Raw genomic sequence first — 20,538 nt, 5'->3', positions numbered from 1 at the left:
TGCCCGTCATCGTCCCCTCGAGAATATTGCTCCGCCCGCCATCCCCTGGTAACTAACGGGAATCCGTGGTCCGGGCCAGCCGCAGCAGCTCGTCGAGCAGGCCGGCCGCCTTGAGCCGGCGCAACGGCACGGAGGCCAGCGCCCGGCGGATCTCCTCCGCGCGACCGTCCAGATCGTCGTCAGTGACCGCGTCCGGGCCCAGGCAGGTCAACAGATGCGCCGCCAGCGCACCCGGGGTCGGATAGTCGAACACCAGCGTGGCCGGCAGCCGCAGCCCGGTGGTCGCGTCGAGCCGGTTCCGCAGCTCCACGCCGGCCAGCGAGTCGAAGCCGAGCTCGGTGAAGTCGTCGTCGGGCCCGACCGTCTCCGGCGTGATGTGGCCAAGCACCGCGCCGACGTGCAGGCGGACCAGTTCCAGCAGCCGGCGGCGCTGCTCGGCTTCGGGCAGACCGGCGAGTCGTCTGGCCCACGGCAGGGTGGCGGCCGCCGGTTCCGGACGGGCCGGGCTGCGCACCAGACCACGGAAGATCGACGGGACCATGCCCGATGCGGCCAGCACCCGCAGCGCGGCGGTGTCCAACCGGCCCGGTGCCACGAACGACATGTTCGCCTTCACCGCGGCGTCGAACAGGGCGAAGCCACGCTCGGCGGAGATGGCACCGATCCCGCTCTGGTTCGCCCTGGCCGAATCGAGCTCACCGGGCCGGCCGGACACCGCGCGGGCGTCCCGCCACCGGCCGAAGGTGAGGGACGTCGCCGGCAGGCCGCGGGCGCGCCGGTAGGCGACCAGAGCGGGCAGGAACGCGTTGGCCGCGGCGAAGTTGCCCTGTCCGGCCGTGCCGAGCGCCCCGGCGGCCGAGGAGTACAGCAGGAACATGGACAGCTCGAGCCCGCTGGTGAGCTCGTGCAGGTGCCACGCCGCGTCCACCTTGGGCCGCAGCACGGTGTCCAGCCGCAGCGGGGTGAGGGATTCGATGATTCCGTCGTCGAGCACACCGGCGGCGTGCACCACCCCGGTCAGCGGGTGCGCCGCGGGAATCGAGGCGAGCAGCCGCAGCACGGCGTCCCGGTCGGCGACGTCACAGGCGGCGAACCGGACCCGGGCGCCGCGCGCGGTCAGGTCCGCGGCCAGTTCCTGCGCACCCTCGGCGTGCGCCCCGCGCCGGCTGACCAGCAGCAGGTGCCGGGCGCCGTACCGGGTGACCAGATGCCGGCTGAGCAGCCGGCCGAGCGCGCCGGTGGCTCCGGTGACCAGCACCGTGCCGTCCGGGCGCAGCAGGTCGGCAGCGGTTCCGTCGTCGGTCCCGGGAATCTCGGTGCGCACCAGCCTCGGCGTCTTGAGCCGGCCTTCGCGCACCGCGAGCTGCGGCTCACCGCTGGCCACGGCCGCCGGGACGGCCCGCCGGGACACGTCCCAGCCGTCCAGGTCGATGAGCACGAACCGGTCCGGGTTCTCCGACTGGGCCGAGCGAAGCAGGCCCCACACCGGAACCTGGGTCAGGTCGAGCTGGTCGTCCTCGTCCGCGACCACCGCGCCGGTGGTCACCACGACCAGCCGCGCCGAGGCGAGCCGAGCGTCGGCGACGAACGCCTGCACCTCGGCCAGCACCCGGGCCAGGGTCTCCCGGGTACCGGCCACCACCTCCCCGCGACCCGGCGGGCAGGCCAGCAGCACGACCTGGGGCACCGCGTTGCTCCAGGTGATCGCATCGGACAGCGCGCGCAGATCCGGGTAGCTGTCCACCCGGACGCCCTTGACGGTCAGGGTTTCCCGCGTGACGGCGGCCGATCCCACCACGGCCCACCGGTCCGGCGTCGCGGCTCGAACGGTGCCGGCCGGGACGTCCACCCAGTTCAAGCCGAACAGCGACTCGTCGTGCGTGGCCCGGGCGTCGGCAAGCTGTTCGGTGGAGATCGGCCGCAACGTGACGGACTCGACCGTGGCGACGGGGAAACCACCCGGGTCGGTGATGGCCACCCGCACCGCGTGCGGGCCGATCCGGGCCAGGTGCACCCGCAGTTCGGACCCGCCGCAGGCGTGCAGTCGCATTCCCTTCCAGGAGAAGGGAAGACGCAGCCGGCCGGTGTACTTGTCGTCGTCGAGCACGCGCAGCAGCTCGGGGTGCAACGCGGCGTCCAGCACGGCCGGATGCAGGCCGAACCCGGCGGTGTCGGCATCGGGCGGCTGCGCCACCTCGGCGTAGACGTCCTCGCCGAACCGCCAGGCCTGGCGCAGGCCCTGGAAGACCGGCCCGTAGCCGTACCCCTGCTCGGACAGCCGCGGGTAGGCGTCGGCCAGGTCGATGGCGCTCGCTCCGGCCGGTGGCCAGGTCCCGAGCCCGGCGGGTGCCCCGGCCGGCTCCGGCTCCGGCGCCACCACCCCGGTGGCGTGCAGGGTCCACGGCGGGTCGCCGGCCACCCCGGCGGCGTTGTCCGGTCGCGAGTGGATGGTGACCGGGCGCCGGGCGGACTCGGCCGGCGCACCGATGATCAACTGCAGCTGGACGGCGGTGTGCTCGGGCACGGCCAGCGGCGCCTCCATGGTGAGCTCGGCGAGGTACCCGCAGCCGAGCCGGGCGCCGGCGTGCACGGCCAGCTCGGCGTAGGCGGCCCCGGCAAGCAGCACGGTGTCGTTGATCAGGTGGTCGGCCAGCCAGGGATGGGTACGCAGCGCCAACCGGCTGGTGAACACGATGTCGCCGTCGGCCGACTCCGCCGGACCGAGCAGCGGGTGGTCCGCGGCCGGATCGATGGCTGCCGGCGGTGCCGGCTCGGTCTCGACGACCGGGGCGCCGGCCGCGGCGGTCCCGCCGGCCAGCGCGATCAGCTCGGCCAGCAGGTGGTCGGCCAGCGCACCGGGTGACGGATGGTCGAACGCCACGGTGGCCGGCAGGCGCAGGCCGGTGGCCCCGTTCAACCGGTTGCGCAGCTCGACCCCGGTCAGCGAGTCCAGACCCAGCGCGGTGAACGCCCGGTCGGCGTCGATGGTCGCCGGGGTGCCGTGGCCGAGCACGGTGGCCACGGCGGTGTGCACCAACTCCCGCACGGCGCGGTCGCGCTCGTCCGGCGGCAGGTTCGCCGTGCGCACCGCCCAGGCCGGCGCGGACGCCGCGGCACCCGCCGCCACGGTGCGCCGGCTGGACACCTTGACCAGACCGCGGAAGATCGCCGGCAGCAGCCCGGAGGCGGCCTGGGTGCGCAGCGCGGCGAGGTCGAGGCGGGCCGGCACGACCACCGGCTGGTCGACGGTCAACGCGGTGTCGAACAGGGCAAGGCCCTGATCCTGGCGCAGCCGGGCCAGGCCGCTGCGGTTCCAGCGCGCCAGGTTCGCCTCGTCCAGGCCGCCGGCCATGCCGCCGGACTGGGCCCACAGGCTCCACGCGAGGGAGGTTGCCGGCAGGGCCAGGGCGCGCCGGTGGTGGGCGAGGGCGTCCAGGAACGCGTTGCCCGCGGCGTAGTTCGCCTGGCCCGCCATGCCGGCGGTGCCGACGATCGAGGAGAACAGCACGAACGCCGACAGCGGCAGATCCCTGGTGAGCTCGTGCAGGTTCCACGCGCCGTCCACCTTGGGCCGCAACACCGTGTCGAGCTGTTGCGGGGTCAGCGATTCGATGGTCGCGTCGTCGAGCACGCCCGCGGTGTGCACCACCGCGGTGAGCGGATGGTCGGCCGGCACGGTGTCGAGCAGGCCGGCGAGCGCGGCCCGGTCGGCCACGTCGCAGGCGGCCACGCGCACCCGCGCCCCGAGGCCGGTCAGCTCGGCGACCAGCTCGCCGGCGCCGGTGGCGGCCATGCCCTGCCGGCTGGTCAGCATCAGGTGGCGCACGCCGTGCTCGGTGACCAGATGGCGGGCGAGCAGCGCGCCGAGCGCGCCGGTCGCACCGGTGACCAGCACCGTGCCCGCCGGATCGAACGGGCCGCCGGACGCACCGGTGGCCACGGACATCCGGCGCAGCCGCGGCGCGTGCGCGGTTCCGCCGCGCAGCGCGAGCTGCGGCTCGCCGGTGGCCACGGCGGCCGGCAGGGCGGCGAGCGAGGACGCCCGCGGGTCGACGTCGATCAGCGTCAACCGGTCGGGATGCTCCGACTGGGCGGTGCGCACCAGGCCCCACAGCGATCCGCCCGCGACGTCCGGCACGCTCTCCTGGGCGCTGCGCACCAATCCCCAGATCGAGTCGGCCGCGAGGTCGGGCACGTCCTGCTCGTCGGTGTGCGCCGCGACCGCGCCGCTGGTCAGCACCACCAGGCGGGCGGCGGCGAACCGGTCGTCGGCGAGCCAGCGCTGAACCAGGTCGAGCACCCGGTGCGCCAGCGCATGCGTCGCCGCGGGGACATCCACGGAGCCACCGGCGAGCTGTGCCGGACCCGAGACCGGCGCGATGACCACGTCCGGCACCTGCCCGGTGGTCTCGACCGCCGCGCCGAGCGCGGCCAGGTCGGCGTACCGGTCGAGATCCAGTGCCGCCGCGACAGCGTGGACATCCGCGCCGACGCAGGCCAGCCGGCCGGCTGCCGCGGCGGTCTGCACCGGCACCCAGTCCACCCGGTACAACGAGTCGTCCGGCCGCGCGGCCGCGGCAAGCTGGTCGGGGCCGATCGACCGCAGCGCCAACGAGTCGATCGACGCGACCGGACGGCCGGTGCCGTCGGCGACGGTCATGGCCACCCCGGTGTGCCCGGCCGGCGACCAGCGCACCCGCAGCTCGGTGGCACCCGTGGCGTACAACGAGATCCCGGTCCAGGCGAACGGCAGCGCGATACCGCCGTCGACGTCCCCGCCGAGGCCGGCGTCGAGCAGCAGCGGGTGCTGCGCCGCGTCCAGCAACGCCGGATGGATGCCGAACCGGCTCACCTCGGCGCCGTCCGGATCGCCGGGCAGCGTGACCTCCGCGTAGATGTCCGCGCCGCGCCGCCAGGCCGCCCGCAGCCCGCGGAACCCCGGCCCGTAGTCGTAGCCGAGGCCGGCCAGCCGCTCATAGCCGCCGTCGAGGTCGATCGGCGACGCGCCGGGCGGCGGCCATTCCCGAAGCTCCGCCCCGGTTCCCGGCTCGCTCTCGGTGAGCAGCCCGGTGGCGTTCCTGGTCCAGCCCTGCGCGGCCTCGTCGTCATCGGGTCGCGAGTAGACGGACAGGACGCGGTCGCCCGCCGCGTCCGGCCCAGCCACGACCAGCTGCACCTGCACCGCGCCGTGCTCGGGCAGGATCACCGGCGCTTCCAGGGTCAGCTCGGCCACCCGGTCCAGACCGACCTGGTCGCCGGCCAGGACGGCCATGTCGACCAGTGCGGTGCCGGGCAGCAGGACGGTGCCGGCGATCGCGTGGTCGGCGAGCCACGGATACGCGTGCCGGGACAGCAGGCCGGTGAACAACATCCCGTCGTCACCGGCGAGGCTGACCGCGGCGCCGAGCAGCGGGTGGTTGGCGCTGCCCAGGCCGAGACCGGACGCGTCCCCGCCGGCCGCCGTGCCGTCCAGCCAGAAGCGGCGGCGCTGGAACGCATAGGTGGGCAGCTCGACCCGGACGGCACCGGGGAAGTACTCGGTCCACTGTGGATCGAAGCCGCGGGTGAAGGCGTGGGCCAGGGCGGTGGCCACCGAGTGGGCGTCCGAGCGGTCGCCGCGCAGCAGGGGGACCAGCACCTGATCGGTCCCGGCCAGGCAGTCCTGGGCCATGGCGGTGAGCACACCGTCCGGGCCGAGTTCGAGGAAGGTGCGCACCCCGTGCTCCGCGAGGAGGCGGACCCCGTCGAGGAACCGGACCGGCCGGCGGATGTGCTGGGCCAGGTAGTCCGGCGAGATCGGCTCCGCACCGGTGATCAGGTCGCCGGTGAGGTTGGACACGATCGGGATGCGCGGCGGATGGTAGGTCACCCCGGCGGCCACCGCGTGGAACTGCTCCGCGGCCCGGTCCATGTGCGGGGAGTGGAAAGCGTGGCTGACCCGCAGCCGCTTGGTCTTGCGCCCCCGCTCCCGCCAGGCGCAGGCGATCCGCTCGGCGTCCGCCGCGTCACCGGAGATGACCGTCGCCCGCGGACCGTTGAGCGCGGCGATGGCGACCCGGCCCTCCGCACCGCGCAACGACTCCAGCACCTCGTCCTCGCCGGCCTGGATGGCGATCATGGCGCCGCCCTCCGGCGCCGCCTGCATCACCCGGCCACGGGCGACGACCAGCGCGCAGGCGTCCTCGAGGGACAGCACGCCGGCGACCTGAGCCGCGGCCAACTCGCCGACGGAGTGGCCGAGCAGGAGGTCCGGCCGCACGCCGTGGTGCTCGAGCAGCCGGAACAGCGCCACCTCGACGGCGAACAACGCCACCTGGGCGAACTCCGTCCGGTCGAGCAGGTCGGCGAGCCGGGAGTCCGCAGGCGCGAACAGGACGTCCGACAGCGGCCAGTCCAGCTGATCGTCCACATGGGACATCACGGCGTCCAGCGCCGCGGCGTACACCGGGTCCGCCTTGTACAGTTCGGCGCTCATGCCGAGCCGCTGGCTGCCCTGCCCGGTGAACAGGAACGCGACGCGACCGGAGCCGCCCGCGCTGCCGCGGACCACGCCGGGCGCGTCCGGGTCGCCGCAGGCGAGCGCGGCGAGTCCCCGGATCAGGTCGGTCCGGTCCTCGCCGAGGATGACCGCGCGCTCGGCCAGCGCGGACCGGCAGGTGGCCAGCGAGTACCCGACGTCGGCCGGATCCGGCTCGCCCTGCCCGGTGGTCAGGTGCTCGTGCAGCCGGTGCGCCTGGGCGCGCAGGGCATCGGCGGTCGCGGCCGAGAGCACCCAGGGCAGCACGCCCGCACTGCCGTGCGTGGAGATGGTGTCGTCCTCCGGAACGGCGTCCGGCTCGGCCAGAATGACGTGCGCGTTCGTGCCGCTGATGCCGAACGAGGACACCCCCGCCCGGCGCGGCCGGCCGTCGGTGCGCCGCCAGTCGACCGGCTCGGTCAGCAGCGCCACGTTGCCCCGCGACCAGTCCACGTGCTCGGTCGGCCGGTCCACGTGCAGGGTGCGCGGCAGCAGGCCGTTGCGCATGGCGGTGACCATCTTGATGACGCCGCCGATCCCGGCCGCGGCCTGGCTGTGGCCGATGTTCGACTTCAGCGATCCGAGCCACAGTGGCCGGTCGGCGGGCCGGTCCTGCCCATAGCTGGCCAGGATCGCCTCAGCCTCGATCGGATCGCCGAGCGCGGTGCCGGTGCCGTGCGCCTCGACGGCGTCGACGTCCGCCGCGGACAGCCCGGCACTGTGCAGCGCCGCCCGGATGACCCGCTCCTGCGAGCGGCCGTTCGGTGCGGTGAGCCCGTTGCTCGCACCGTCGGAGTTGACCGCGGAACCGCACACGACCGCGAGCACCGGGTGGCCGCCCGCCACCGCGTCGGACAGCCGTTCCAGCAGCACCAGGCCAGCGCCCTCGGCCCAGGCCGTGCCGTTGGCCGCGTCGGCGAACGCCTTGCACCGGCCGTCCGGCGACAGCCCGCGCTGCCTGCTGAACTCCAGGAACATGCCGGGCGTGGACATCACCGTCACCCCGCCGGCAAGGGCCAGCGTGCACTCGCCGTTCCGCAACGCCTGCGCCGCGAGGTGCAGCGCCACCAGCGACGACGAGCAGGCCGTGTCCACGGTGACGGCCGGCCCCTCCAGCCCGAAGGCATACGCGATTCGGCCGGACATCACGCTCGGCGTGGTGCCGGTCAGCAGGTGCCCGTCGAGTCCCTCGGCCGGCTGGTGCAGCCGCGGCCCGTAGTCCAGCGCGGTGGCACCGACGAACACCCCGCCCCGCTGGCCACGCACCGAACCGGGGGCGATGCCGGCCCGTTCGAACGCCTCCCACGCCACCTCGAGCAGCAGCCGCTGCTGCGGGTCCATGGCGGCGGCCTCGCGCGGGCTGATGCCGAAGAACTCCGGGTCGAACTCGTCGGCCTGGTAAAGGAAACCTCCGGTCCGCACGTAGGACTTGCCGGGCTGGGCCGGATCCGGGTCGTAGAGCCCCTCGACGTCCCAACCCCGGTTGGTCGGCAGCCCGCCGATCGCGTCGGAGCCGGACGACACCAGGCGCCACAGGTCCTCCGGTGACGCCACCCCGCCCGGATAGCGGCAGGCCATGCCGACGATCGCGATCGGCTCGTCGTGGGAACGGTTCGACTCCCGCACGGTCACCGTTGCCGGCGCCGGCTCGCCGGCCAACCCGGTCAGATGGTCGGCAAGGGCGGCCGGGGTCGGATGGCTGTAGAGCGCGGCCGAGGGCAGCGGCAGGCCGGTCGCCTCGGTGAGCCGGTCGCGCAACTCGACCAGGGTCAGCGAGTCGAATCCCAGGTCCTTGAACGTCTTGCCGGCGTCCACGGTCGCCGAGGTGGCATGGCCGAGCACGGTGGCGACGCTGATCCTGGTCAGCTCCAGCATCGAGGCGGGGGTCGGACGCTCGGTCGGGGCCTCGGCCACCGCCCTGACCACCGCACTGTCCACAGTGGCCGGCGCGGTCGCGGGTCGCCCGGCATCCGGCCAGTACCGTGTGCGCTGGAACGGGTAGGTCGGCAGGGTCACGCGCCGCCCGCCGTGCTCACCGATGACCCGCGCCCAGTCCACGGCGGCACCGTCGCAGTGTGCCCGGGCCAGCGCCGCGATCAGCGTGCGGACCTCCGGACGGTCCTTGCGCAGCACCGAGGCGTGCACGGTCACACCCGGGTCGTCGAGGCATTCCCGGGCCATGGCGGTGAGCACCCCGTCCGGGCCGAGCTCGACGAACCGGGTGACGCCGAGCTCACGCAGGCGGCGGATGCCGTCGTGGAACCGCACGGTGGCGCGAATGTGCCGGGCCCAGTAGTCGGGCGAGGCCAACTGCGCGGCGTGGGCCGGCTCGCCGGTGACGTTGGAGATCACCGGGAGGTCCGGGGCGTGGAAGGTGAGCGTGCCGGCCACGGCCCGGAAGTCGGCCAGCACGTCGTCCATGTGCGGCGAGTGGAACGCGTGGCTGACCCGCAGCCGCTTGGTCCGGTGCCCGAGCGCCTGCCAGTGCGCGGCGACCGCAAGCACGGCGTCCTCGTCGCCGGAGACCACGGTGGACGCCGGCCCGTTGACCGCCGCGATCGCGACCCGGTCGGCGTGGCCGGCCAGCGACTTGTGCACCTCGACCTCGCCGGCCCCGATGGCGACCATCGCACCGCCGGACCGCGCGGCCTGCATCAACCGGCCGCGCGCGGCCACCAGGGCACCCGCGTCCGGCAGCGACAGCACCCCGGCGGCGTGCGCCGCGGCCAGTTCGCCGATGGAGTGGCCGATCAGGTAGTCCGGTGCGAGGCCGAGCCCGCGCACGAACCGGTACAGCGCGACCTCGACGGCGAACAGGGCAACCTGGGTGTACGCGGTCTGATCCAGAATGCCGGCACCGTCATCGGCGAACATCACCTCGCGCACCGGATGCTCCAGGTGCGGGTCGAGGTGGGCGCACACCTCGTCCAGCGCCGCCGCGAACGCCCCGAATGCCTGGTAAAGCTCGCGGCCCATGCCGATCCGTTGGCTGCCCTGGCCGCTGAACAGCAGCGCGAGCTTGCCGTCCCGGACCGTGCCGAGGACGGGGCCGGGACCGGCCGCACCGTCGGCGAGCGCACCGAGCCCGGCCAGCAACTCCGCCCGGTCCGCGGCCGGCAGCACCGCGCGGTGCTCGAACACGCTGCGGGTGGTCGCCAGCGAGGTCGCCACGTCCGCGATCGCCAGGTCCGGATCGGCCACCAGGTGGTCGCGCAGCCGCGCGGCCTGGGCGCGCACGGCGACGGCGGTCCGGCCGGACAGGACGAACGGCATCGGCACGGTGCTGCCGATCTGTCCACTGTGGACGATACTGTCGGCACGCGGGCCCTCGGCGAGGACGATGTGGCAGTTGGTCCCGCCCATCCCGAACGAGCTGACCCCGGCCAGCAGCGGCTCCCGGTCGCGCGGCCATGGCCCGAGCCGGTCCTGCACCCGCAGTCCCAGTTCGTCGAGCGGAATCTCCGGGTTGGGTGTCTGGAAGTTCAGGCTCGGCGGGATGGTGCGGTGGCGGATGCACAGCGCCGCCTTGATCAGGCCGGCGATGCCGGCGGCACCCTCGAGGTGGCCGACATTGGTCTTGGCCGAACCGACCAGCAGGGGCGAGTCCGGTGCGCGGCCGGCGCCGAGTTCGCCGCCGAGCGCGCTCGCCTCGATCGGGTCGCCCACACTGGTTCCGGATCCGTGCAGCTCCACGTACTGCACGTCGGCGGTCCGCACCCCGGCCCGGTGATAGGCCAGCCGGAGCACCTCTCGTTGCGCCGCCGCGCTCGGCACGGTCAGACCCTCGGTCGCGCCGTCGTTGTTCACCGCGCTGCCCCGGATCACGCAGTAGATCGGATCGCCGTCCGCGACGGCCGCGGCCAGCGGCTTGAGCAGCACCACTCCCCCGCCCTCGCCGCGCACGTAGCCGTTGGCCCGGGCGTCGAACGTGTAGCAGCGGCCGTCCGGGGACAACCCACCGAACGCGGCGGCCTTCACGGCGCTCTCCGGCACCAGGTTGAGGTTCACGGCGCCGGCGATGGCGAGACCGGCCTCGCCGCGCCGCAGGCACTCGGCCGCGGCGTGCACCGCGACCAGAGCCGACGACTGTCCGGAGTCGACCGCCGCGCTGGGACCGTGCAGGCTCAGCGTGTAGGAGACCCGGTTGGCGATCAGGCTGCGATGCAGCCCGGTCAGCGTGTGTGCCGAGATGGCCCCGGCGCCTTGCCGGTGCCACAGCGCCGCGTAGTCGTCGGCGATCGCGCCGACGAACACGGCGGTCCGGCTGCCGGCCAGCTCGGCCGGCACGATTCCGGCGTCCTCCAAGGCTTCCCAGGACAGCTCGAGCATCAACCGCTGCTGTGGATCCATGGCCAGCGCCTCGCGCGGCGAGATCCCGAAGAAGCCGGGGTCGAACCGGTCGACCCCGTCCAGGAACGCGCCGTACCGGATCTTCGCGAGGTCCGCCGGTGCGATGTCCGCGCCGCGCAGTGCCTCGACGTCCCAGCGGTCCGCGGGAACCTCGGTGACGGCGCAGGTTCCGGTGGTGAGCAACCGCCAGTACGCCGCGGGACCGTCCGCCATGGGCAGCCGGCAGGCCAACCCGATGATCGCGACGGCGCCCTCGTCCGGCCGGTCGTGTCGGCGTCGGGAACTGTCCGTCATGATGGTCACCGCCTCACTCGGCTACTCAGCGCTCGCCGCACCAGACCGTCCGCGTCCAGCACGTCGATCTGGTCGGTGTCGTCGGGGGTGGTTTCGGCCTGCGCCACCGGATCGCGGGAACCCGCCAGCCGCAGCAGCGTGTCCAGGACGCCGGCCGCCCGCAGCCGGGCGATCGGCACCGTGGCGAGTGCCCGCCGGATCTCCCGGTCACCCGCGGCCGCGGGCGGGTCCGGCCGGTTCCCCGGCACCAGGCCGGTACGCAGGTACCGGACCAGCGCATCGGGCGTGGGGTAGTCGAAGACGAGGGTGGCCGGCAGGCGCAGCCCGGTCGCGGCGCCGAGGCGGTTGCGCAGCTCGACCCCGGTCAACGAGTCGAAGCCGACGTCGGCGAAGGCCCGGTCCGCGGCGATCGCCCGGCTGCCGCCGCGCCCGAGGACGGCGGCGGCGAGCGTACCGACCAGGTCGAGCAGCAGCAGGTCCTGATCGGAAGCGGACAGCGCGGCGAGCCGGTCGCGCAGCGCGGCGGACGCCCCGGCGCCTGCGGATCCGGCCGTACGGCGGACCCGGACCAGTTCGCGCAGCATCGGCGGCACGGGTGTGCCGCGAGCCTGCAGTCCGGCGACGTCCAGCCGCATCGGCACCAGCAGCGCCAGGTCCAGTCCGACAGTGGCGTCGAACAGCGCCATTCCGTCCGGTGTGGACAGTGGGCGCACGCCGGCCCGGCTCATCCGGGCCAGGTCGGTGGCATCCAGGTGGCCGGTCATCCCGCTGGCCTGTGCCCACAGCCCCCAGGCCAGTGCGGTGGCCGGCAGCCCGTGAGCCCGGCGGTGCTGGGCCAGGGCGTCCAGCGCGGCGTTGGCCGCGGCGTAGTTGGCCTGCCCGGCCGTGCCGAGGATGCCGGCGGCGGAGGAGAACAGCGCGAACATCCGCAGTTCCAGGTGCCGGGTCAGCTCGTGCAGGTTGATCGCCGCGTCCACCTTGGGTCGCAGCACGGTGTGCACCTGTTCGGGCGTCAGCGACTCGACCGTGGCGTCGTCGAGCACACCGGCGGCGTGCACCACCCCGGTCAGCGGCACCGGCAGCCCGTCAAGCAACTGCGCAAGGGCCGTCCGGTCGGCGGCGTCGCATGCGGCGATCGTGACGTGGGCGCCGAGGGCGGTCAACTCGTCGCGCAACTGCTCGGCGCCCTCGGCGGCCAGGCCCCGGCGACTGGTCAGCACCAGGTGCCGGATCCCGTGGCCGGTCACCAGATGCCGGGCCAGCACGGCACCGAGCACCCCGGTACCACCGGTCAGCAGCACGGTTCCCTCTTTATCCACAGTGGACAGTTGGGTGCTCGGCGGGATGGCGGTGCGGGTGAGCCGGGGGACGTGCAGTTGTCCGGAGTGCAGGGCGAGCTGTGGTTCGGTCGCGCGCAGGGCGGTGCCGACGGCGGCCAGGGTCGTGGGGTGCGTGTCGAGGTCGAGCAGGGTGAACCGGTGTGGGTGTTCGGTTTGGGCGGTGCGGAGGAGGCCCCAGACGGCGGCGTGGGCCAGGTTGGTGTCGTGGTCGGGCCCGGTCGCCACACCGTGTCGGGTGACCAGCAACAGCCGGGCGGTGCCGAGTTGTTCGGTGGCCAGCCAGGTCTGCACCAGGTCCAGCGTGCGGGTGGTCAGGTCGTGCACCGCCGGTGCCGTGCTCGGGACGGCGGGCAGGGGGTGCACGACCAGGTCCGGGCGCACCCCGGAGTCGATCAGGGCGGTCAGGTCCGGATAGGACTCGGCGGCCAGGCCGAGGGTGTCCGCGCCGAGCACCACGAACGGGCCGGGGTCGGCCGCTTCGTCGGCGGTGGCCGGGATCCAGTGCACGGTGAACAGCGACTGGGCGGCCGTGTTGCGGGCCGGGTTCAGCGTGTTCGGGTTCAGTGGCCGGGTGTTCAGTGCGGTGATGGTGGCCACCGGGGCGCCGATGGGGTCGGTCAGGTGCACCGACACCGCGTCCCCGCCGGTCGGCGCCAGCCGCACCCGCACCGACGTGGCGCCGGTGGCGTGCACCGAGACTCCGGTCCAGCTGAACGGCAGCCGCACCCGCAGGTCGGTGCGGTCGGCGGCGAGCAGGGCGTGCAGTGCCGTGTCGAGCAGCGCCGGGTGCAGTGCGTAGCGTGCGGCGTCGCCGGCGACCGAGTCGGGCAGGGTGGCCTCGGCGAGGATCTCGGTGCCGTGCCGCCAGACTCGGCGCAGTCCTTGGAAGGCGGGGCCGTAGCCGTATCCGGCGGCCGCCAGTTCTTCGTAGAGGTCGTCGAGGGGGACCGGCTCGGCATCGGCCGGCGGCCAGGCGAGCATCGCTTCGGGGATCGCGGGTTGTTCGGCGGGGGCGAGGGTTCCGGTGGCGTGCCGGGTCCAGGCGGTCTCGGCCGGGGCGATCTGGTCGCGGCTGTAGACGCCGACCGGCCGGCGCCCGTCGTCTCCCGCGCCGCCGATGACCACCTGCAGGTCCAGGCCGCCGGCCGGGGGCAGCAGCATCGGCGCGGACAGGGTCAGCTCTTCCAGCAGGTCGCAGCCGATCCACTCGGCGGCATGGATGGCCAGTTCCACCAGTGCCGTGCCGGGAACCAGGATCGTGTCCTCGACGGCGTGATCGGCCAGCCAGGACTGGGTACCGAGGGACAGGCGGCCGGTCAGCACCACGCCCCCGGTGTCCGGCAGGTCCACCACCGCGGCCAGCAGAGGATGCCGGACCGCGGTTTGGCCGAGCCCGGCGGCGTCGACCGCGACACCGCCGGTCAGCCAGAAGGGCTCGTGCTGGAAGGCGTAGGTGGGCAGTTGCACGGGCTGGGCGCCGGTGTCGGTGAACATCCCGGACCAGTCCACGGCCACGCCGTGGCACCAGGCCTGGCCCACCGAGGCGATCATCCGGTCCAGCCCGCCGTCGTTCCGGCGCAGCGTGCCGACCACCGAGGCGTCCGCCCCGGCCTGCTCGATGCTGTCCTGGATGCTGGTGGCCAGCACCGGATGCGGGCCCACCTCGATGAAATGCTGGAATCCCTCCTCCAGCATGGTCCGCACCGTGTCGGCGAATCGCACCGTCGACCGCAGGTTGCGATACCAGTACCCGGCATCCAGCTCGCCGGTGTCCTGCACCGCGTTGGTCACCGTGGAATAGAACGGGATCTGGCTCCGAACCGGCTCGATCCCGGTCAACCCGGCCAGAATCTCCGCCCGGATCCGCTCCACCTGCTCCGAGTGCGAGGCATAGTCCACGTCGATCCGCTTGGCCCGAATCCCCCGCCGGGCACATTCTTCGAGCAGCCGGTCCAACTCCGGCCCACCACCGGAAACCACCACGGTCGACGGGCCGTTGACCGCCGCCACACCCAACCCGGCACCGAGCAACTCCTCGACCTGCCCGACCGGCGCCGCCACCGACACCATTCCGCCCAGGCCCGAAAGGTTCGTGATCGCCTTGCTGCGCAACGCCACCACCCGCGCACCGTCGGCGATGCTCAACCCACCCGCCACACACGCCGCGGCGATCTCCCCCTGCGAATGACCCACCACCCCCGCCGGAACCACCCCATACGAACGCCACACCTCAGCCAGCGACACCAGCACCGCCCACAACACCGGCTGCACCACATCCACCCGCTCCACCAACGGGCCATCCACCTCACCACGCAACACCGGCCACACCGGCCAATCCACCCACCGCTGCAACTCCCCCACACACTCGGCGAGCCGCTCCACGAACACCGGCGACGACTCCAACAACCCCGCCGCCATCCCCAACCACTGACCACCCTGACCCGGGAACACCAGCACCACGCGGTCCCCGTCGCCACCGGTGGTGACGCCGAGTTCCAGTCCTGGCACCGACTCACCCACGGCGAGCGCCTTCACACCCCGCACCAGGCCCTCACGGTCCGCCGCGGTGATCACGGCCCGGTGTTCCCACTGCGCCCGGGTCGACGCCAGCGAGTACCCGACGTCGGCAATGGCGACCTCCGGGTTGGCGTCGACGAACTCCTGGAGCCGGTGCGCCTGGGCGCGCAGGGCCGGCTCGGAGCGGGCGGACACCACCCAGGGCAGGACCGGGAGCTCGACGGATTCGGTTTCGGGGTCGACGATGCCGGCCGCGGCGCGGGGTGGTTCTTCCAGGATCAGGTGGGCGTTGGTTCCGCTGACGCCGAACGAGGACACGCCCGCCCGGCGCGGCCGGTCCGACTCCGGCCAGTCCCTGGCCTGGGTCAGCAACTCCACCGCGCCGGCCGACCAGTCCACCTTCGGGGTCGGGGCGTCCACGTTCCGGGTTGCCGGCAGCATGCGGTGCCGCATGGCCTGCACCATCTTGATCACACTGGCCACCCCGGCCGCCGCCTGCGTGTGACCGATGTTGGACTTGATCGAACCCAGCCACAGCGGCCGGTCGGCCGGCCGGTCCTGCCCGTAGGTGGCCAGGATGGCCTGCGCCTCGATCGGATCCCCCAACGTCGTCCCGGTGCCGTGCGCCTCCACCACGTCGACATCGGCGGCGGACAACCCGGCGTCGGCAAGCGCCGCCCGGATCACCCGCTGCTGCGACGGACCGTTCGGCGCGGTCAACCCGTTGGACGCACCATCCTGGTTCACCGCCGAACCCCGCACCACGGCCAACACCCGATGCCCCAACCGCCGCGCATCGGACAACCGCTCGAGCACCAACACCCCGACGCCCTCGGCCCAACCCGTGCCGTCGGCCGCGGCCGCGAACGGCTTGCACCGGCCGTCCGGCGACAACCCCCGCTGCCGGGAGAACTCCACGAACACGTCCGGCGTCGCCATCACCGTCACCCCACCGGCCAACGCCAGCGAGCACTCCCCCCTGCGCACCGCCTGCACCGCCAGATGCAGCGCTACCAACGACGCCGAGCAGGCCGTGTCGACCGACAGCGCCGGACCCTCCAACCCCAGCACATAGGCCACCCGGCCGGAGGCGACACTGCACAGGTTCCCGATCAGCTTGTGCCCCTCGACGCCCGCCGATCCCAGGTCCGCCCGCTCGCCGTACTGCTGAGCGACGAGACCGGTGAACACGCCGGTCCGGCTGCCGCGCAACGACCTCGGGTCGATCCCGGCATGCTCCAACGCCTCCCAGGACACCTCCAACAACAACCGCTGCTGGGGATCCATCGCCAACGCCTCACGCGGCGAGATCCCGAAGAACTCCGCGTCGAAACCACCGGCGTCGGCAAGGAACCCGCCATGCCGGGCATACGACTTGCCCACCCGATCGGGATCCGGATCGAAGATCCCGTCGACATCCCAACCCCGGTCACCAGGGAAGTCGCGAATCGCGTCCACCTCGCCGTCCACCAGGCGCCACAGGTCCTCCGGCGACCCCACCCCGCCCGGCAACCGGCAGCCCATCCCCACGATGGCGATCGGGTCGGCATCCGGCGCGCCGGCCGGCGCGGGCGGGATGACCGGGCCGGTGGTCTCCGGCTCCTGGGCCGGCGGCCCGATCAGCTCCGACCGCAGGTACCGGGCCAGCGATCGCGGTGTCGGGTAGTCGAACACCACCGTCGCCGGCAGGCGTAACCCGGTGACCAGGTTCAACCGGTTGCGCAGTTCCACCGCGGTCAGCGAGGTGAAGCCCGCGTCCCGGAAGGCGCGCTCGGCGCCGAACCCGCCGGGTGCTCCGGCTTCCAACACCTCCGCCACCGCGGAGCGCACCAGGTCGAGCAGCACGGCCTCGCGCTCGGCGTCGGGCACGTCGACCAGCAGCCGGTGCATCGCATCGAGCGCCGCGGCCTCCTGCTCGGTCCGGTTGGCGGATGCGCCGAGAAGCTGTTGCAGCAGAACGGGAGCCAGCGCCGAGCCGGTGGCTGCCGGCGCCGCTGCGGACGGCCGCAGGATGACGCACCCGGGTTGGCCGGTCGCCATGGCGGCATCGAACATTGCCATCGCCTCGCGGGCGGACGGCGCGGCCACGCCGGGCAGGTCCGGGCCGGCCCACGCGACCGATACCGCCGGCAGCCCGCGCGCGACGCGGTCCCGGGCCAACGCCTCCAGGGCCGCGGCGGTCGCACCGTGCGCACCGCGGCCGGCGGCGCCGAGCGCGTCGGCCGCCGTCGAGGCGACCACGAACGCCACCACGTCGTGGTCCGCGGTGAGCGCGTGCAGGTTGCGCATTCCGTCCACAATGGATGGTTCGGCCGATCCGTGCGCCAGGTACACCACCGCCGTGATCCGGTGGCCGGCGAGCACGGCCGCCAGCGCGGCCCGATCGGCCGCATCGCAGCCGGCGACCGAGATGTCGGCGCCGAGGCCGGCCAGCCGGGCGCGCAGCGCGGCCGGCTCCCCGGCGCATCCGGCCGGGCGGATCAGCAGCAGGCGCCGGGCCTGGTGCGCGGTCACCAGGTGCTCGACCAGAACCCCGTCGTCGTGGTGGCCGCCGGCGTCGGCGACCACCACGGTCCCGCCCGGGTCGAACCGCGGAACCGGACGCCCGGCCGCCGGAACCCGGACCAGCCGGGGCCGCAGCACCACGCCGGAGCGCACCGCGAGTTGCGGTTCGCCGGACGCGATCGCGAACGGCAGCGCGCCGGCCGAGGAGGGCTCGTGGTCCAGATCCACCAGGGTCAGCCGCTCAGGATGCTCGGCCTGCGCCGACCGCACCAGCCCGGACACCGCCGCGTGGACCGGATCCGGTGCGCCGTCGTCCGGTCCGGTGGCCACGCCGCGCCTGGTCAGCACCACCAGCCGGGACGACGCCGACCGGTGTTCGTCGAGCCACGACCGCAGCCGCTCGCCCGCCTCCCGAAGCACGTCCGCGGTCGCGGCGACGTCCAGCACCGTCACCTCGGGCGGCGGGCCGTCGCCCTGGTCGTCGCCGACGGCTTCCCAGTCGAGCCGGAACAGCGACTCGTACCGGTCCGGCACGGCGAGCAGCCGGGCCGGCAGGTCGAGCAGCCCGCGGCGGCGCAGCCTGCCCCACCCGTCCCGCGGCAACCCGTCGACCTGATAGATCTCTTGGGGCAGCTGGGAATCCCGCAACCGCTGCCGGCACACCGCGATCAGCCGGTCCGGCGCGGGCCCGACCGCGTCCGGCACCACGAACGCCACCGGCACCTGGCCCAGCCGGTCCGGCGCCCCGCCGACCACCGCCGCGTCCAGCACACCGGGAATGTCCCGCAGCACGTCCTCGATCTGCCGCGGGTGCGTGCTGTCCCCGTCGCGAACGATCAGGTCCTGGATTCGGCCGGTGACGGTGAGGTATCCGGACTCGTCGCGGCGGGCCAGATCGCCGGTCCGGTACCAGCCGTCGCGCAGCACGGACGCCGTCGCCGCGGCCAGGTTGTGGTAGCCGCCGGCCATCACGTTCGGCCCGCTCACCCACACCTCGCCGGCACGACCGGAGCCGACGTCGATCCCGGTTTCCGGATCCACAAGACGAACGCTCAACCCGGGCACCGGCAGGCCGCCGGGCGCACCGGTCGGCCAGCTCATCGTGACCGGACCGCAGGTCTCCGCCGAACCGTAGCTGTCGAGCAGCGGCGCGCCGAAGGTGTCCACAAAGGATCGTCGCAGCTCGTCGGTGCCGGCCTCGCCGACGACCAGACCCAGCCGCGGCCGGTGCGGCTCGCGTCCCGGCGCCGCGGATACCAGCTCCGCAAAGGTCACCGGCGCCCCGACCAGGACCGTGCACCGGTCGGCGGCCAGCACGGCCAGCAGGTCCTCCGGCAAGCGAGCCTCGGTGATCCGCGCGGTGGCACCGACCGCGAGCACGCCGAGCACGCCGAGGCCGTATCCGATGTGGTCGGACAACGGCAGCGGGCACAGGATTCGGTCGTCGGCGGACAGCCCGAGCACGGGGGCGTAGCAGGCCGCGACCGTCCACAGCGCGTTGCGCTGGGTGGACAGCACGCCCTTCGGCAGGCCGGTGGTACCCGGTGTGTAGGTGAGGAAGGCAAGGTCGTCGAGCTGGAGGTCGTCCTGCGCCGGGTTGGCCGGGTCGGTCCCCGCCAAGGCTTCCACGGACTCGACGCGCAGGTGTGGCCGATCCGCCAGCAGGCCGCCGATCCGGTCGAGGTGCGCCGGGTCCGTGATCACGATCTCGGCGCCGCTGTCGTCGAGCACGTGCGCCAGCTCGCCGGCGGTCCATTCGGGATTGATCGGCACCCCGATCCCGCCGGCCCGCAGGATCGCCAGGCTGCTCTCCACCGACTCGACGCGGTTGCCGAGGCAGATCGCCACCCGGTCGCCGGGGAACAGGCCGAGGTCGGCAAGGTGTCCGGCGATTCGCCAGGTGCGACGTTGCAGCTCGGCGTAGCTCACCGCGCGCCGGTCATCGGCGAACGCGATCTTGTCCCCCAGGTGCGCGGCGTGTGCCAACAGCAGTTCGGGCAGTGGCCGGATCAATTCGGTACGCAACATTGTCAGACACTGCCCATCCACTATTGCATCTGAAATGCACTCGACTGGACGATTCCAGTATGCCCAGTGGAGGACTGGAGAGCACGTCTGACCGTTCTACGGACAACCCATCGTGAAGTAATCGGGCGCCCATCAAAAGGGGCGGCGCCGACGATTCACGCCACCAGCATCGGCGCCTGAATGGACATGTCATGTTCGAGAATCATGTGCTGTAGCCGCTGAAGCTCCCGGCCCGGCTCGATACCGAGGTCGTCGACGAGCGCCGCCCGGGTACGCCGGTACACGGTGAGCGCGTCGGCCTGCCGGCCGGACCGGTACAACGCGAGCATGAACTGCATGCACAGCCGCTCCCGGAGCGGTTCGGACTCGGTCAGCACCTCGAGTTCCGGGGTGATCTCGCGGTGCCGGCCGCATTCGAGCTCGGCGTCGAAGCAGTCCTCGAGCGCGAGCAGCCGCTCGTTCTCCATGGCCACCAGCTCGGACCACGAGGTGCCGCGCTCAACCAGATCGGCAAGCGCCCGCCCGTGCCACAACGCCAGCGCCTCCCGGAGCAAGCTGGTCCCGCGCCCGAGCGAACCGGCGGCCAGCGCGGTGCGGCCCTGGTCGACCAGCCGCCGGAAGTGGTGGATGTCAACGGCATCGGGGTCGACCTGTAACCGGTACCCCGGCGGGTGGGTGAGCAGCATCGCCGAGCTGTCGCTGCCGGCGGCCAGCATCCGCCGGATCGCGGAGACCGCATTCTGCACCATCTTCCGGGCCGTGAGGGGCGGCTGCCCGTCCCACAGGGCGCGCAGTATCCGGCTGGTCGGCACCACCTGGTTGGCGTGCAACAGCAGGTATCCGAGAACCGCCCGTTGCACCGCTCCACCCAAATCCAGCTGATTGTCACCATCAATGACTTCTAATGAGCCAAGTAAGCGAAACCGCATCGATCTTCACCCCTAGATACCGTTCTGGTCGATCGCATCTAGCGCTGATTCATCCTCA

General features: G+C 73.4%; 3 protein-coding genes. All 3 read right to left on the bottom strand.

Features of this window, described 5'->3' with window-relative positions; translation table 11 throughout:
- Window positions 1–52 precede the first annotated feature (52 nt).
- The 3 genes from VFV67_RS11220 to VFV67_RS11210 all read right to left on the bottom strand — a co-directional run bounded on the left by VFV67_RS11220 (window position 53) and on the right by VFV67_RS11210 (window position 20,411).
- Window positions 53–11,161, bottom strand: coding sequence for an SDR family NAD(P)-dependent oxidoreductase (locus tag VFV67_RS11220; RefSeq protein WP_326469394.1), 11,109 nt, complete (start codon window positions 11,159–11,161; stop codon window positions 53–55).
- A 5-nt stretch (window positions 11,162–11,166) separates the two neighbouring features.
- Window positions 11,167–19,551 (bottom strand): SDR family NAD(P)-dependent oxidoreductase, encoded by an 8,385-nt coding sequence (locus tag VFV67_RS11215; protein WP_326469391.1) that lies wholly within the window; start codon window positions 19,549–19,551, stop codon window positions 11,167–11,169.
- A gap of 155 nt (window positions 19,552–19,706) precedes the next feature.
- Entirely contained in the window at window positions 19,707–20,411 is a 705-nt protein-coding gene (locus tag VFV67_RS11210; protein ID WP_326469389.1) for an AfsR/SARP family transcriptional regulator, read from the bottom strand.
- Window positions 20,412–20,538 lie beyond the last annotated feature (127 nt).

The organism is Actinophytocola sp. (assembly GCF_035762905.1).
Lineage (GTDB): Bacteria > Actinomycetota > Actinomycetes > Mycobacteriales > Pseudonocardiaceae > DASYTH01.
Note: the sequence above shows the minus strand (reverse complement) of the source record. Positions and strands in the feature narration are given on the sequence as shown.